This is a genomic window from Sphingobacteriales bacterium (assembly GCA_016719635.1).
Lineage (GTDB): Bacteria > Bacteroidota > Bacteroidia > Chitinophagales > JADIYW01 > JADJSS01.
Genome location: JADJYT010000002.1, coordinates 562,501 through 578,336, shown reverse-complemented (window position 1 = coordinate 578,336; position 15,836 = coordinate 562,501). Strand labels below are relative to the sequence as shown.

At 42.9% G+C, this 15,836-nt stretch carries 16 protein-coding genes, 1 tRNA gene and 1 pseudogene; 6 read left to right on the top strand and 12 right to left on the bottom strand.

Annotation, left to right across the window (positions count from 1 at the left end; genetic code table 11):
• The 7 genes and pseudogenes from IPM95_06730 to IPM95_06700 form a co-directional block, all read right to left on the bottom strand.
• Window positions 1-110, bottom strand: a 110-nt coding sequence (locus tag IPM95_06730) for a chorismate-binding protein (protein ID MBK9328998.1), incomplete at its 3' end; no start/stop codon positions are given.
• Complete coding sequence (locus IPM95_06725; protein ID MBK9328997.1) at window positions 101-355, bottom strand: chorismate-binding protein; 255 nt, start codon at window positions 353-355, stop codon at window positions 101-103. The genes IPM95_06725 and IPM95_06730, both read right to left, overlap by 10 nt.
• Entirely contained in the window at window positions 322-510 is a 189-nt protein-coding gene (locus IPM95_06720) for a chorismate-binding protein (protein ID MBK9328996.1), read from the bottom strand. Before IPM95_06720 ends, IPM95_06725 begins: the two co-directional genes overlap by 34 nt.
• 462 nt (window positions 511-972) lie before the next feature.
• Window positions 973-1,131, bottom strand: a complete 159-nt coding sequence (locus IPM95_06715; GenBank protein ID MBK9328995.1) for a hypothetical protein — start codon at window positions 1,129-1,131, stop codon at window positions 973-975.
• Between the two features lie 97 nt (window positions 1,132-1,228).
• Window positions 1,229-2,459: pseudogene (locus IPM95_06710) on the bottom strand (adenylosuccinate synthase).
• Between the two features lie 199 nt (window positions 2,460-2,658).
• A complete protein-coding gene (locus tag IPM95_06705; protein ID MBK9328994.1) occupies window positions 2,659-3,381 on the bottom strand; it encodes a sulfite exporter TauE/SafE family protein in 723 nt (240 codons plus the stop codon).
• Window positions 3,382-3,528: 147 nt separating this feature from the next.
• Complete coding sequence (locus IPM95_06700; GenBank protein ID MBK9328993.1) at window positions 3,529-4,287, bottom strand: DUF2490 domain-containing protein; 759 nt, start codon at window positions 4,285-4,287, stop codon at window positions 3,529-3,531.
• Window positions 4,288-4,471: 184 nt separating this feature from the next.
• Between IPM95_06700 and IPM95_06695 the strand changes: the two genes are divergently transcribed.
• Complete coding sequence (locus tag IPM95_06695) at window positions 4,472-4,798, top strand: EamA family transporter (protein ID MBK9328992.1); 327 nt, start codon at window positions 4,472-4,474, stop codon at window positions 4,796-4,798.
• A 12-nt stretch (window positions 4,799-4,810) separates the two neighbouring features.
• Here the strand turns inward: IPM95_06695 and IPM95_06690 are convergent, their stop codons facing one another.
• The 4 genes from IPM95_06690 to IPM95_06675 form a co-directional block, all read right to left on the bottom strand.
• On the bottom strand, window positions 4,811-6,391 hold the full coding sequence (locus IPM95_06690; protein ID MBK9328991.1) for a beta-N-acetylhexosaminidase: 1,581 nt from the start codon (window positions 6,389-6,391) through the stop codon (window positions 4,811-4,813).
• A gap of 13 nt (window positions 6,392-6,404) precedes the next feature.
• A complete protein-coding gene (locus tag IPM95_06685) occupies window positions 6,405-6,869 on the bottom strand; it encodes a transcriptional repressor (GenBank protein ID MBK9328990.1) in 465 nt (154 codons plus the stop codon).
• 63 nt (window positions 6,870-6,932) lie between these two features.
• Window positions 6,933-9,155 (bottom strand): bifunctional (p)ppGpp synthetase/guanosine-3',5'-bis(diphosphate) 3'-pyrophosphohydrolase, encoded by a 2,223-nt coding sequence (locus tag IPM95_06680; GenBank protein MBK9328989.1) that lies wholly within the window; start codon window positions 9,153-9,155, stop codon window positions 6,933-6,935.
• 90 nt (window positions 9,156-9,245) lie between these two features.
• Window positions 9,246-9,848 carry an OmpH family outer membrane protein gene (locus tag IPM95_06675; protein MBK9328988.1) on the bottom strand — a complete coding sequence of 201 codons (603 nt, stop codon included), beginning with the start codon at window positions 9,846-9,848 and terminating at the stop codon, window positions 9,246-9,248.
• A 117-nt stretch (window positions 9,849-9,965) separates the two neighbouring features.
• Here IPM95_06675 and IPM95_06670 point away from each other — a divergent pair.
• The 5 genes from IPM95_06670 to IPM95_06650 all read left to right on the top strand — a co-directional run bounded on the left by IPM95_06670 (window position 9,966) and on the right by IPM95_06650 (window position 14,109).
• Window positions 9,966-10,045: transfer RNA gene (locus IPM95_06670), tRNA-Leu, on the top strand.
• Window positions 10,046-10,162: 117 nt separating this feature from the next.
• Window positions 10,163-11,245, top strand: a complete 1,083-nt coding sequence (locus IPM95_06665; protein ID MBK9328987.1) for a hypothetical protein — start codon at window positions 10,163-10,165, stop codon at window positions 11,243-11,245.
• Window positions 11,246-11,328: 83 nt separating this feature from the next.
• Window positions 11,329-12,006 carry an ATP-dependent Clp endopeptidase proteolytic subunit ClpP gene (clpP, locus tag IPM95_06660; protein MBK9328986.1) on the top strand — a complete coding sequence of 226 codons (678 nt, stop codon included), beginning with the start codon at window positions 11,329-11,331 and terminating at the stop codon, window positions 12,004-12,006.
• 120 nt (window positions 12,007-12,126) lie between these two features.
• Window positions 12,127-13,365: an ATP-dependent Clp protease ATP-binding subunit ClpX gene (gene clpX / locus IPM95_06655; GenBank protein ID MBK9328985.1), complete on the top strand. Its 1,239-nt coding sequence runs from the start codon at window positions 12,127-12,129 to the stop codon at window positions 13,363-13,365.
• Between the two features lie 132 nt (window positions 13,366-13,497).
• Window positions 13,498-14,109, top strand: coding sequence for a superoxide dismutase (locus tag IPM95_06650; GenBank protein ID MBK9328984.1), 612 nt, complete (start codon window positions 13,498-13,500; stop codon window positions 14,107-14,109).
• A gap of 164 nt (window positions 14,110-14,273) precedes the next feature.
• On the opposite strand, the gene serC is transcribed toward IPM95_06650, so the two are convergent.
• On the bottom strand, window positions 14,274-15,341 hold the full coding sequence (gene serC, locus IPM95_06645; GenBank protein MBK9328983.1) for a 3-phosphoserine/phosphohydroxythreonine transaminase: 1,068 nt from the start codon (window positions 15,339-15,341) through the stop codon (window positions 14,274-14,276).
• Window positions 15,342-15,836: the final 495 nt, after the last annotated feature.

Sequence of the window (15,836 nt, the reverse complement as noted above, 5' to 3'; positions counted from 1 at the left end):
ATGCTTCTGATGACCACATTGAAATCGAAATTGCCCTTTGGGGTAATATAGCCCACACATCCTGAATATAAGCCACGCTTCGTTCGTTCATATTTTTCAATCAACCGCATGGCGGCCATCTTGATGCACTTTGGTCATACTGCCCATTGGGAATATGGCCTGCATAATGGCTGAAAATGAAATGTCGGGATTTACGGTACAGGAAATAGTGGAAATCATCTGATGAACGCTGCTCAAATGTATAGATTCCGAATAGTTCTTCCACCTTTACTGAATCTGGTTGTGCCACTTTTGAAAAGTCGTTCCGTACCAAGTCCACAATCATGACATTTTCACTTCTTTCTTTTTCATCCAAAATAATTCCTGCATTAACTCCTTATCTTGTTTCACCTCCTGCAGCCTCCTGCGGGTACCTTTTATGGGCTGGGATACGAGAATGTTCTGTATGCGTTTTAGGAATCGCTCAGGGCTGGCGCATAACAGGTATCTGCTTTTGTTTTTTAGTAGCAGCTAAAAAGGGGCTTTGGATAGCTGGTTCAACTTTTGAAAAACCTGACGGGTTCTATTTCAGCACCTCAGCGTAGAATTCCCCGGGCATAATTCAATTCATATATTGCTCCACGCTGTATGTGTTTTTGGATGGTTTCAGCGGCGGTAACATATTCCTGTTTGGATAAGCGATGCTGAATATTTGCAAGGGTTGGATAATCTGAAACCGGTTCTCTTTTTCAGCAGTTGTTTGAATTCTGTTAACGATATTTCTTGTTCATGTTTATCGTTACCAATGATTCCGATTTCAATTTTCCGATTTCAATCTTTACGGGTATTTCGGAACAAAGAAAATGCAGTAACGGGTTCTGATGCCGTCATGGTTGTGCGAAGACAGCGCGGGTTCAATCTCCTTCTTTACGTCATAGCTGATATAACCGAAAGCCAATCCTGCTTGTTTCTTGCGAAAGGATTCCAATTCTTTCAGGCAATCTTATCTAAGGATATCGACGCAATCGCATCAATGGCAAAGAATGAGCCAAAAGTGGAGTAGGGGTAATCGGGATAATTATTGCCGTCCAGAAAACAAAATGTTCGAACAGATGGGCAGATTGCAAGGTCGCTTAAATCTTTCAATATCATTTACAGGAAATGGAAGAATGTCCTCATCTGCTATTTTTTGCTTTGTAGGAGTGACAAGATGTGCATTATGCCAACAGCGTTCCTTCCGTCAAATCTATCAGGCTTCCCTTGCCGCACCATTGGAAACCATGGCTACAGGAACTTTCAAATAATCTTCCAGAAAGCCACGTATTGTTTCAGTTCATCCGGAAGTGCCCGGTTGCTGTCGATATTACCCCAACTTTTGAAGGTTCTGTTTTTGGGTATAATGATCTTGTTAACGATATCGTACGGTAAGTCTCTGGTTGTTTTGCCTTCAATGGTATAATCCGTACAAACGCCGAATTCATCAAATGCATTTAAGATATCCGCTTTGGTGATGCAGAGTTTTGTTACCCGTTTACCATGCAGGCATAGTGCAGGGCAGGCAAATCAATCCAGCCGCAACGTCTTGGCCTGCCGGTGGTCGCCCGAATTCAGCGCCTTCCTTTCGTAATTTTTCACCAACTTCATCCGTTAATTCTGAAACGGTCCGCCGCCTACGCGGGCAGTAGGCCTTGGTGATACCGATTACTTCCCCGATGTGTTTAGGGAAATGCCTAGTCCGGTGCAAACCTTGCAGATATTGTGTTGGAAGAGGTTACAAACGGGTAAGTGCCAAAATCAATATCCAGCATGGAGCCCTGTGCGCCTTCTGCGAGTATCTTTTTCCCTTCCTTTAATGCATTATTGATATAGTAGACGGATTCCGTCTGCTGATAGTCTTTCAGCCGTTCAATCGCTGCCATCCATTCTTGTTCGGCTTGTTCCAGCTCATAGCTGAAGTTGTAAATCTGCAGCAGTTGCAGGTGCTTGTTTTTGAGTAATTCGTATTTAACTACAAAATCATTTTCTAAAATATCTCCAACCCTTAATCCGTTTCGACCGGTTTTGTCCATATACGTCGGACCAATCCCTTTCAGGGTGGAACCTATTTTGGAAGTGCCTTTGTTGGCTTCTGAGGCAGCATCCAGAATTTTATGGGTAGGCAAAATCAGGTTGGCGCGTTTGGAAATTATAAGCCTTTCCCTTACCGGAACGCCGTCTTTTTCGAGCGTGTCAATTTCTTTCAGCAAGGTGATGGGATCAATCACCACGCCATTGCCGATAAAATTTATTTTGCCCTCCCGGAAGATTCCGGAAGGAATGGTGTGTAGTACCCGTTTCTTACCATCTATCACCAAGGTATGGCCGGCGTTAGGGCCACCCTGAAACCGGGCAATAATATCGTATTTGTCGGCGAGGTAGTCAACGATCTTTCCTTTTCCCTCATCGCCCCATTGCAGTCCGAGAATTACATCTACTTGCATAAAAATGATCGGTTATTTGTTTGAAGTTGCTTGATTTATTCAAACTCTGAAATTGAGAAAATTATTCAGCAAATGCAATTAATGTAGATAAAATCTATGTTACTGTTAAAAAAGAAAGTTAAACCTGGCCGTCTGCAATTTATCAGTGCGACATTAGTTTGCCGGATATGGTTCGTTCGTTAAATATAGAAAACCCGATTTAATGCAGGGATTTATAGATGGTGTAGGTACTTACGGTGATAATCAGCAAACCAACCAGCCGCATGATTGTTTTGGGCCCATAAAAGCGTAGGATGTAGGCACCAATCGGGGCGGCAACCACACCACCGATGATGAGTGCAAGTACCGGTTTCCAGCTGTCGATGCCCAGAAAGAAGATAAAGACGCCAGTGCTGAAAAAGGTGACGAAAAACTCCGCTGTATTTACGGTTCCTACCACTTCTTTCGGGGAATTTCCTTTGTCGATTAGATTGGATGTAACTATCGGTCCCCAGCCTCCGCCGCCTATGGAATCAAAGAAGGCACCTGCATACCCTAGATAGGGTGCAAACCTCCAGTTACTCCTTTTAACCGGTATATTCCGGAAACTTTTCATCAGGATGTAGAATCCTAATAAAATCAAATAGCCGGCTATATATGGTTTTATAATTTTACCATCCAGGATTCTTGAAATCAGGAATGCTCCGATGACTGCACCTGCGACACCGGTAAATACCAAACGAAAAAACAGGCGTTTGTCTATGTTTTTCATCGCAATCTGTGACAATCCGGATACACCGGTCGTAAATACTTCAGCGGTGTGTACACTGGCGGATGCAATGGCAGGCGGAACACCTATGCTCAGCAACAGAGTGGAGCAACTAACACCATAAGCCATACCCAAGGCTCCGTCAATAATCTGGGCGATGAAGCCAGCTCCAATAAATAAGACAAATTCCTTATCAAAATTGAACATATAGAGCGGGTTGGGGTGCGTATTGAAAATTTTCCAGAATAAAAATGAAATCAGTACTACTTTTAAAGTAACAATTGTTGCGGCAACATATTTCAGGTTAATTTTTTCCATTTATTATGATTTAGGTTTTTTACCTGAAATATTAAAATTATTGATAACGCCAAATCTCACAATGTGTCTGCTGATAAACGTGTCACCATTACCTTGTTGCTGGATCCAGTAGATATATGCGGCTTCTATACCAATATATTTATTGATATTATATTGTACACCAAAGGAAGTTCTGTTCTGATCAAATATATTTCTGCCTACTTTCTTTCCTGCATTTATCATGACTTCATTAAAGGCTCTTAAGCGTACATCTGATGTTTCAGTTTTAAATGGAATATATTCTACTGCTACTTGGTACCTGAACCTTATATAATCTTTGAATCCATCTTCCAGTTCTGTATACGCCGTATTGGTGTTTTTTATAAACCTCCACTCTGTTCTGTATCGGTGGTTGATGTTGAATTTTTCAGATATTTGCTGTTTATATCCAATATCTATAAATGGCCGCGGCTCAGGCGCAAACAGTCTGCTGGTGTTTCTGACATCATTTGAGCCATTCATAAATAGTACAAATCCACCGCCGACGGTCCAGTTCTTCTTAAATCTTTTTTCAGCTATTAACCTGAACAAATACTGATTGGTTCGAACATTTGGTGCTGCAAACAAACGGTATTCAATTTCAGATCTTAGTTTCATTTCTTTGGGTAATGACAGGTTCACGGAATGTCGAAACCACAGTGCTGTTTGATTTAACTTAGCCCGTTGCCCGAACAATGAATTATTAAATAGTTGTAAAATGAACAGAAAATATAAAAACTTCATTTACAAATCTATAAAATCTACCAAACATATAGACTATATGTAGTATAAAAATAATACACTAAATTGTAATTAGCTGAAAATAAATTAGTTGAGAATGTTTTTTAACAAAAAGAAAATATTAGACTTGGGTTTTAAGATTTAATCGGTATAAGAAAGTATATTTAGTGACAATAAAATAAGCTGTATGAGTTACTTTATGTTGACAATAGGAGTGGTGTTTAATGTGTTCACCAATATAGGATTTAAATATGCTGCTATGGTACAGAACAGGCCGGTTAAAAAATGGACATTCTTCAGCATTGCATTGGTCTTTGGCTTGCTGAATTCGGTCTGTGTGACAGAGGCACTGAAAACTATTTCATTGAATGTAGTGAGCAGTATTTTCTTTTCTATGACAATAGTGGGTTTATTGCTAGTGTCTTATTTTATCTTCCATGAACAGATGAATTGGATGAGAGTTGCCGGCATAGGGGTAATCGTTACAGGGGTTGTCATGATTACCATGAATTAGAGGAGTACTATATTAGTCTTTCTTTTCCTTATCTTTCTTAGGTTTTATTCGAACCATATCTACCGGAGGCAGTTCCTTTTCTTTGACGAAATAATTCTTCAGAGAAGTTAAACGGTTATAAAATCCGGAATAATTCTTATTCGTCCTTTGAGTCCAGACACATTCTGCCAGGGCAGTGATGCGAGGAAAAATCTGATTCTGTAAACGTACTTCATCTTCAATATATTCTGTCCAGACACAAGCCTGGCCGCCTAAAATATGTTTCTGCGCTTCTGCTCCTTTAACTTTAGACAAGGGGTCAAAATTATAGACGTCATCCAATGGCAGATAGACCATGAAAATTTCTTCCTTTTCTTCATCCCAATCCTGATGATAGTCAAAATAAGTTAACTGACGGGGGGTCATGATGACATCATTTCCAAGTTTGGCAGCCTTGATGCCTGCGGCTGTACCTCGCCAGCTCATTACCGTCACATCCTTAGAAACGGTGCCGTTCATGATTTCTCCCCATCCTATGCATTTCCTGTCTTTGGTTGCAAGATAATCTTCCGTTTGCTGCAGGAAATAGGACTGGATTTGTTTTGCGGGAATATTTTTTTGCAACGTAAATGTTTTCCCGATACTGCTTTCCTGCCAATGTTTGATAGGCACCTCGTCACCACCGATATGGATGTATTTTCCCGGAAATAAGGTGCATAGCTCATCCATTACATCTTTGATGAACTGAAAGGTAGAATCAGTCGGGCATAAGATATCCTCTTTGATGCCATATGTTGTCGGGACGTCTATGGGTTTATTATAGCAGCCCAATTCAGGATAGGCAGCGATAATGGCGGAAGAATGCCCCGGCAAATCTATTTCCGGAATAATGGTGATGAAGCGTTCTTTCGCATATTGTAACACCTGTCTTATTTCATCCTGCGTATAAAAACCACCAATTTTCTTTCCATTTTTTTCCGTACGCCATGCACCGATTTCGGTCAGTTTGGGATATTTCTTTATTTCTATTCGCCAGCCCTGGTCATCCGTCAGGTGCCAGTGAAACTGATTCAGTTTCAGTTTGGCCATGACATCCAGGTACTTTCTTACCACATCAACTCCGAAAAAATGCCTGCTGACATCCAGGTGCATTCCGCGAAAGGAAAAAGCCGGCTGGTCGTTAATCGTCATGCAGTTTAGGCTCTTCGTGGTATCGGCACGAAGGAGTTGAAGCAGACTCTGGACGCCGTAATACAAGCCGGCATTTCCGGTAGAACTGATGGTAATCCCGGTTGGTGTTATCTCTAGTGAATAGCCTTCCGCACCAATCGTGCTGTTTGCAGGCAGCTGCAGGTTTATGTTGACGGAGAGCGTATTGGGAGCGATAGGAAGGATATTTATTTTCTTACCTTTCACGGAATCTGTCAGCAGTTGAACAATCCGCTTGGTGGGGTCATCGCCACGGATGATTTTTATACTTACCCCCTTTGAATAATTAAATTTTCCTTCAACCGCTTTGATTTCATTGGGCAGTGGTATAATGGAAACCTGTCCTTTCAGGAGTATAGGATTACAACAAAATGCGGTAAGGATTACAAACAGGAATTGTTTCATGAGAAAATACAGATTATGATTTTTTGTACGTGCATTTCGGATTGTTACAATTTCCATACAACGTAAGAGAGTGGTTTTTTATTATCTGCTGGAATAATTCACCCGCCGTGGTTTTGACCTGCTGCAGGCGCGGGTCGCAGAATTCAAAGACATGTCCGCAGTCCACGCAGATTAGATGGTCATGGTTTCTGTTGCCGTATGATTTCTCATACATCGCATGGTTTTGCCCAAACTGATGTTTGGTCACCAATTCACACTGTACCAGCACGTCCAGCGTGTTGTAAACGGTAGCACGGCTGACATTATGCAGGTTGTTTTTCATCTGGAGGTATAATTCCTCCGCATCAAAATGATCTTCACGGCTGTAAATTTCCTCTAAAATGGAAAAACGTTCAGGCGTTTTGCGCTGTTTGTTATTTTCCAGGTAGGTAGAAAAGATATGTTTTACTTCAGAAAATAATTTTTGGTCGATAGCCATGCTACAAACTTACGATTTACGATTTAAAAATAAGGTATTACGGTAAAAAATCATGGAGGGTGTTTAAATCTCTTCCCGAATTACGGAAGTAACCCCTTCCAGTGATTTGAGCTTGAGGATGAGTTTACCGACCTGATCATTGTCTTTTACAAACACCTTGATGATACCCTCAAAAATGCCTTCTTTGGTTTCAATGGAAACCGACTGCATATTCAACTTCATGTCGCCGGAAATAATTGTCGTCAGTTTGTTGATGACACCGATATCATCCAGGCCGATTAATTTAATGGTCGTCAGGAAGGCAGGTGTCGTGTTCGCCGTCCAGCGGGTTTTGATGATGCGGTAACCGTACTTTGACATCAGATTGATTACATTCGGACATCCCGTACGGTGAATTTTTATTATGCCGTTAATGGAAATAAATCCCACCACATCATCGCCGGGAATGGCATTGCAGCATTTGGCAAATTCATACGGAAATTTGGACGACTCATCAAAAATGACCAACTCTGCATTGTTGGGAATGTCGCTGGCGGGTTCCTGATAAAAAATTTGTTCTTCCTTCGGTTTTCCGACTTTCTCAATTTTAACTACTTCTAAAGTTCCGCCTATGCTTTTCAGCTGTTTTAGGTCATTCAGGTTAAAGTTACCTTTGGCAATTCCATAGAACAAATCCATGGAACTGGGTGCCTTGAAAAAGGTAGTGATCAGGTTAATGTTATCATTGGAGAAATTGGCCTTCAGCTGGCTCAGCTTGCGCTCCAATATTTCCTTGCCGTCGTCCGCAATTTTGCGCTTCTCTTCCCGCAGCGAGTTTTTGATTTTTGATTTTGCCCTGGACGTGGTGACGATATTCAGCCAGTCCTCGCTGGGCTTTTGCTTGCGGGAGGTAATGATTTCCACCTGGTCGCCGTTGCTCAGCACATGACTGATAGGGACCAGCTTGCCGTTTACTTTCGCACCTATCGTGGTATCGCCGACATTGGTGTGTATGGAGTAGGCAAAATCCAGTGCAGTCGCTCCGGCAGGCAGTATTTTTAATTCACCTTTTGGGGTAAAATTGTAAATCTCCTTTTGGTAAAGCTGCAGTTTAAAGTCGTTAATGAATTCAATGGGGTTGACATCCGGGTTTTTCAGAAATTCGCGTACCTGCATCAGCCAGCTTTCTATGGCTTCTTCCGTGGTGTTCTGAGATTTGAATTTGTTTTCCTTGTATTTGTAATGTGCTGCCAATCCTTTTTCCGCCACTTCGTCCATGCGTTGTGACCGGATTTGCACTTCCACCCATTTCCCGCCGGGTCCCATGACGGTGGTGTGCAGCGATTCATAGCCATTGCCTTTCGGGTGCGATATCCAGTCGCGCATACGGTTGGGTTGCGGCGAGTATTTATCCGTTACAATGGAATAGGCGCGCCAGCAGTCTTCCTTTTCTTTTTCCTGCGGAGAATCTAAAATGACACGAATGGCAAATTTATCATACACATCATCAAATTCCACCTCCTTTTTCTTCATCTTATTCCAGATGGAGGAGATGGATTTCGGACGACCGAAAACATTCGCCTTTAAACCAGATTTGTCCATTTCTTCCTGGAGTGGACGAACGAAGTCATTAATATATTTGGTCCTTTCTTTCTTGGTGGATTCTAATGCTTTGGCAATCTCCTTATATTTTTCGGAATCTGTATATTTCATGGCCAGGTCTTCCAGCTCCCCTTTAATGGAATACAAGCCCAGGCGGTGTGCCAGAGGTGCATACAGATAAATGGTTTCAGAAGCTATCTTCAGCTGATTCTTCCTGCTCACGCCATCCAGTGTCCGCATATTGTGGAGGCGGTCCGCAATTTTTATGAGAATGACGCGGATGTCATCACTGAGTGTCAGCAATATCTTTCGGTAATTCTCTGCCTGTATGGATTCAGTCTGATGGGAAATCTTGCTGATTTTGGTCAGGCCGTCAATGATTTTGGCGGCTGTATTGCCAAATTCCTTCTTCACATCCTCCAATGTCATCTCGGTATCTTCCACCGTATCGTGCAGCAACGCACAGATGATGGAGGTCGTCCCGAGCCCCATATCGCCGGCTACAATTTTGGCTACCGCCAGCGGATGATGTATATAAGGCTCGCCGCTTTTTCGCCGCATGTGCTTGTGCGCATCCACAGCCATTTCAAATGCATGCCGGATTCGTTTGTCATCTCCTTTGTTCATGCGCGGGCGCGCCAGTCTCAAGAGTTGACGGTAGTCTTTCAGTATGGCCTGCTTCTCTGCTTCAACGTTTACTTCCATGGATAGACAATATACAATCTTCCTGCTAAAAAAAAAAGTTCAAGCATTAACTTGAACTTTTGACTACGGACGGATATAATTTAGGGGGTATTAATTTTTTGACTTTTCGTATTCTTCATTCATGCCTTTTATCACCTCATCTGTAATGTTATTGGCCTCATTGACATACAATATGTTGATTGTCTCCTTCATGTAAGGCAGAATATAGGTATATCTTCCGTCGGAATTATATTTCTTGAGGTATTCAATCATTCTTTCCTGCAGTTTCATGTTGAAATCCTGGGTTTCCTGCATGAATTGTGATTCCATCTTGTCTTTGCGGTCCTGAATCTGTTGTTGTTTGGCCATTAGTTTCTGTTGGGCTGCAGCCCCTTCTTCTTCTGTCATCGTCTGTGCCTTTTGTGCCAGGCTGGCATACTCAGACTGGAATGCGCTGATGCTTCTGTCCAGTTCTGCTTCCATAGATCGTTGCCTTGCTTCCAGTTCGCTCCTCTTTAGCTTAAAGAATGTATAATGTGCCTGAAATGTATCAATATCCACATAGGCAATCTGAGGAACTGCAACTGATTTCCCATCTGTTTGTATCAACTGCGGGCCGGCAGATTTCTTAGAGGACGAGCTGAAATGAAGATAAAAGAGGACGCCTACCAGTATGAACAGCAATGCGTTTAGTGCGAGAGATAAATTTTTCATAGGGCAAAGATAAATACATTTTTTTCGTTAAACAGACATATTCACCAAACTTAACACCATTTTCAAACGGACAATTTTTCCATTTTACAAATTATATGTACCTTTGCCGTCCATTTTGCGGGTGTGGCGAAATTGGTAGACGCACTAGACTTAGGATCTAGCGGGCAACCATGGGGGTTCGAGTCCCTCCACCCGCACAAGTTTAAGTGTTGAATGTTAAATGATATGCGTTATCCGTATGATGCTGTTATTTACCATTCAACATTTGACTTTTAACGTATAAAAAATAACTTTAACTAATAACAATCTACAAAGTGAACATTTCCAGAAAAAACACCGATGATCTGAATGCGGTTATCAGCATTGAACTCAAAAAAGAAGATTATCTGCCTCAGGTGGAGAAAGCCATTGCACAGGCTAAAAATACCGTGGCTATAAAAGGTTTCCGAAAAGGACATGTACCGGGCTCATTGATTAAGAAGATGTACGGAAATTCCATATTATTGGAGGAGTTGAATAAATCCGTATCGGAAGCGCTCAATATACATATTGAAGCAGAAAAACTCAATATGCTGGGCCGCCCCTTGCCGCTGCCGTCTGAGGATATCCAGATTGATATTAACAGTCCTGCCGATTTTACCTTCGAGTATGAGATCGGATTGGCACCGGAAGTGAAAGTGGATGCTTTAGGTAAAAAAACCAAAATCACTAAGAATGTAATCACCATTGATGATAAGACGCTGGAGGATGAATTGGAGAAATTGCGTGAACGTCATGGAAAATTGCTGAATCCGGACAGAGCGGAGGGGGAAGAGCCGCAATTTGAGAAAGCAGAAATAAATCAGGATTTTTTTGATAAGGTATATGGTCCCGGCATTGTAACTACCTTAGAGGATTTCAGAGAGAAGGTGCGTAAAGAACTGCAGGATTTTTCGGATAAATCTGCCCAGAATAAATTTAAGGATGACATATACCTGACACTGATGGAACAAACCGAGGTGCAGTTTCCGGATACATTCCTGAAAAAATTCATTAAAGCCAGCAATGAAAAGCCAATTGACGACGAACAGATAGAGAAGGAATATCCGGATTTTTCCAAAGGGCTGAAATGGAATCTCATTACCACCGCCATTGCGAAGGATAATGATATCAAGGTAGAATTGGAGGATGTGAAGAATTTTTCCAGGGAACAGCTGCGCAACCAGTTTATGATGTATGGCGGCGGAATTACGGATGAAATGATAGAATCCTTCAACGACAATATGATGTCCAAACAGGAGCATGTCAAAAAGTCATACGATGGTGCATTGGAACAAAAATTGTTTACTTTTATCGAATCACAGGTTACCATCGAAGAGAAACCGGTAGCTTTTGACGAGTTTTTTAATAAAAAGTAGGGCGTTTGATATGGGATTAGAGATGTGAGACTCTAGCTCATACATTCTCATCTCTCATTTCTAACCATCTAAACATTTAATCTATGGACTACGGAAAAGAATTCAGAAAATATGCCACCAAGCATCACGGCTTATCCAGCATTTATATGGATAGCTACCTGCAAGCAAACGTTACCAATCTTACCCCAAACATTATTGAAGAGCGCCCGATGAATGTGGCGGCTCTGGATTTCTTCTCCCGCCTGATGATGGACAGAATCATCTTTATGGGAACGGGAATTGACGACTATGTGGCGAACGTGATTATGGCGCAGCTCCTGTTCTTAGAGTCTTCGGATGCGAACAGGGATATTCAGATTTATGTGAACAGCCCCGGCGGCAGCGTATACGCAGGATTGGGGATTTACGATACCATGCAGTATGTGAACCCGAATGTGGCTACCTGTTGTGTGGGTATGGCAGCTTCCATGGCGGCCGTCTTGTTATGCGCCGGAGATAAAGGTAAACGCAGTGCCCTGAAACACAGCCGTGTCATGATTCATCAGCCGATGGGCGGTGCACAAGGCCAGGTTTCTGAAATCGAGATCACCTATAAGGAGATCACCAAACTCAAAAAAGAATTGTACGATATTATTGCGGTACACAGCGGACAGCCGTATGAGAAAGTGGAGAAAGACAGCGACCGGGATTACTGGATGACCGGCGAAGAGGCTAAAGAATATGGTATGATTGATGAAGTGTTGGTGAAAAAACCGGCATAACATCGGACAGATGGTATTGCACAGCGGTACCTTAGATATAGAAATAGGTTGGTGCGATGCTTGTCGCACCATCTTTTTTATGTAATTTTATAATACGAACAAGCTAATTTTTAATTCAAGATGAGCAAAAAGAATCCGGGTAAATGCAGCTTCTGCGGGAAGGACAAAGATGCCGTTCAAATCCTCATTACAGGCCTGGACGGGTATATTTGTGAAAGCTGTGTAGCACAGGCAAAACTGATTGTCGATTCGGAAATATCAGAACACCCTAAATCCACTTCCACATTTGCACCCTCGAAGGCGTTGAAGCCGGTGGATATAAAAAACCATCTGGATGAATACGTCATTGGCCAGGATGAAGCGAAGAAGGTAATCGCAGTGGCGGTCTACAACCATTACAAACGGCTGAACCAGAAAATTCAGGAAGACGAGGTGGAGATTGAGAAGTCGAATATACTGCTGATAGGACAAACCGGTACCGGAAAAACGCTGATAGCCAAAACCATAGCCAAATTACTGAATGTGCCGTTTGCCATTGTGGATGCGACTGTTTTTACGGAAGCCGGCTATGTCGGGGAGGATGTGGAGAGTATTTTGTCCAGGCTGTTACAGGTGTGTAACTATGACACCTCCCTGGCGGAAAAAGGAATCGTATATATTGATGAAGTCGACAAGATTGCACGTAAAAGCGATAACCCTTCCATTACCCGCGATGTGAGCGGGGAAGGGGTGCAGCAGGCATTATTGAAACTGCTCGAAGGGACGGAAGTACTGGTGCCGCCGCATGGAGGACGCAAACATCCGGAACAGAAGTTATTGAAGGTAGATACCAAAAATATTTTATTCATCTGCGGCGGCTCTTTTGACGGCATCGATAAGGTAATATCCAAACGGCTGAATACAGCGGTTGTCGGATTTAAAAAAGCAAAGCAGGGTGAAACCATCGACAAGGAAAACCTGCTGCAGTACATTACCCATCAGGACGTGAAAAATTTCGGCCTGATTCCGGAATTGATCGGACGTTTACCTGTATTGTCCCATCTGGAACCACTGGACAAGCAGGCCCTAACGGATATTTTAACCAAGCCTAAAAACGCGCTGCTGAAACAATACCGGAAAATATTCTTGCTGGAAGGCATACATTTTACGATGGATGTGGCCGCCATTGACTTTGTGGTGGAAAAAGCGCTGGAATACAAGCTCGGCGCGCGTGGGTTGCGCTCCATCTGCGAGGCCATCATGACGGACGCGATGTACGAACTGCCCTCTGCCAAAGATGTCAGGGAATTTGTCGTTACAGCTGCGTATGCCGAAAACAAACTGAACAAATCCAAGCTGTCGAAACTGAAAGTGGCGTGATATAACCTTTGTTTATCAGCCTATCAGTGTTATCCATCAAAATTTAAACATTCTTACATTTTAAACGTCTTAAAAAGTAGTATCTTTGGATACTGAAATTAATTGATTCATTCATTTTTAAATCTAAATACAATGGCTTTCGAATTACCCAATTTACCGTATGCACACGATGCATTAGAACCGTATATTGATACGCTGACCATGCAGATCCATCATGGCAAGCACCACAATGCGTATGTCACCAATTTAAATGCTGCCCTGGCAGGAACGGAGAACGAAGGAAAATCCATCGAAGAATTGATGGCAAACGTTTCAAAATTATCACCCGCTGTCAGAAATAACGGAGGCGGGCATTTCAACCACTCCCTTTTCTGGTCGGTGATGGGCCCGAACGGCGGCGGCGAACCTACCGGTGCGGTGGGAGAGGCCATTACAGCAACATTCGGTTCGTATGAAAAATTCAAGGAAGAATTTACCAAAGCGGCCACTACCCGTTTCGGCTCCGGCTGGGCGTGGTTGTGCGTGAAGGCGGATAAATCGTTGTGCGTTTGCTCCTCCCCGAATCAGGATAATCCTAAGATGGATATTTCGGAATGCCCGGGAACACCCGTTTTAGGGCTGGATGTCTGGGAACACGCCTATTACCTGCACTATCAGAACCGCAGGCCGGATTACATCGCGGCATTTTACAATGTCATCAACTGGGATGAAGTGAACAGAAGATATGCTGAAGCATTGAAATAATAAAACATTGTAATAGTTTACAAATGTACTAATAAAAAACGCCGGACTAAGTCCGGCGTTTTTATTGTAAGAAATATATTTCTTTTTTTTAGTGATAGCTGCATAAGAAGACGATAAAAATATACATCATGGCATCATATAAATCATACCAATCCTGGTTCAGACTATTTTGTTTTCTCAAAATCCTGCATCGCCTGTACCAATACCTGTACACTTTCTATCGGCAGTGCATTGTAGCAGGACGCGCGCAGTCCGCCCACGGATTTATGCCCTTTGATGCCATGTATGTTGTAGGATTTCACAAATTCGAGGAAGGCCGATTCGGTTTCCGGAGCATCCGCGGTAAAGGTAATGTTCATGCGGCTGCGGTCTTCCGGCACGGAATGCCCTTTGAACAAAGGGTTCCGGTCGATTTCAGCATACAGCAGGGCTGCCTTGGCTCTGTTGCGTTTTTCCATTTCAGAGAGTCCGCCGTTCTTTTTCAGCCAGCGCAAAGTCAGCAATGCCGTATAAATGGCAAAGACCGGCGGTGTATTGTACAGGGAGTGGTGTTTGGCATAGGTGGAATAGCTCCACATCGTGGATTTCTTTCGGGCATTGAATTCCAGCAAATCGTTTCGGATAATGACCAGCGTAACACCCGCGCAGCCCAGGTTTTTCTGTGCTCCCGCATAGATGATGGCATATTTTGAAATATCCACCGGTCGGCTGAAAATATCCGAACTCATATCCGCCACCAAAGGAACGGGGGAGTCGATATCCTGCAGCAATTCCGTTCCGTAAATCGTGTTGTTGGTCGTAATGTGGAAGTATGCGGCGGCTTCATCTATTATATAATCTTTGGGAATATAACTGAAATTGGCTTCTTTGGAAGAGGCAACGATGTCGACCTCACCGTAGAGTTTCGCTTCATCCTCCGCTTTTTTTGCCCATACACCCGTTTCCAGGTAACAGGCTTTGCCGCCATCCGGCAATAAATTATAGGGAACCATGGCAAACTGTGTGCTGGCGCCGCCCTGCAGAAAGAGGATGCTGTAATTGTCCGGAACAGCCAGCAATTCTTTTATCAGTGCAATGCTTTCCTCCAGTATGGCATCAAATTCTTTGCTTCTGTGCGATATTTCCAATAGAGAAAGGCCGATGCCGTTATACTCCAGGCATGCCTGAGCGCTCTGTTCAAATACTTCCTGCGGTAAGATGGAAGGCCCCGCACCGAAATTGTGTTTTTTCATACTTTGCGAATTTCCCCTTTAGAAGAGGGATTAAGGTGGAGGATATTCTCCCACCCCAGAACGAAATTAGGAAAAATTGAGATGAATTGATTTTACGGAATGATTATGAAAAGAATTCGAGTCGCATTGCAGGGTGTTGCAGAAAACCCAAACGGCGGGTAAAATCGATTCCTCGGCACTGTCCGCATTTCCATCCTTGAGGAGGGATTAAGCCTGTATGCCGAACAGGCAGGGGTGGTGCGTTGCTTCACTCTTGTTCTAAACAAAAATAAAATCCCAATAATCTGATAGTAAATTAGGGTTCCAATCAGAAAATTTTTGGAAGCGTAAAGGGAATTATACACCGCCCGCCCTTCCATTCGCAAGGAAAATGCATCCTTTTTTTACGTTACCCGGCATTAGTTGTCATAACAAGCATCCAGCATCCGCATGAAAATATATTTATGTACAATCATCAGACAATTAACCAGTTAGACGCTAAAATCAGTCAACTGT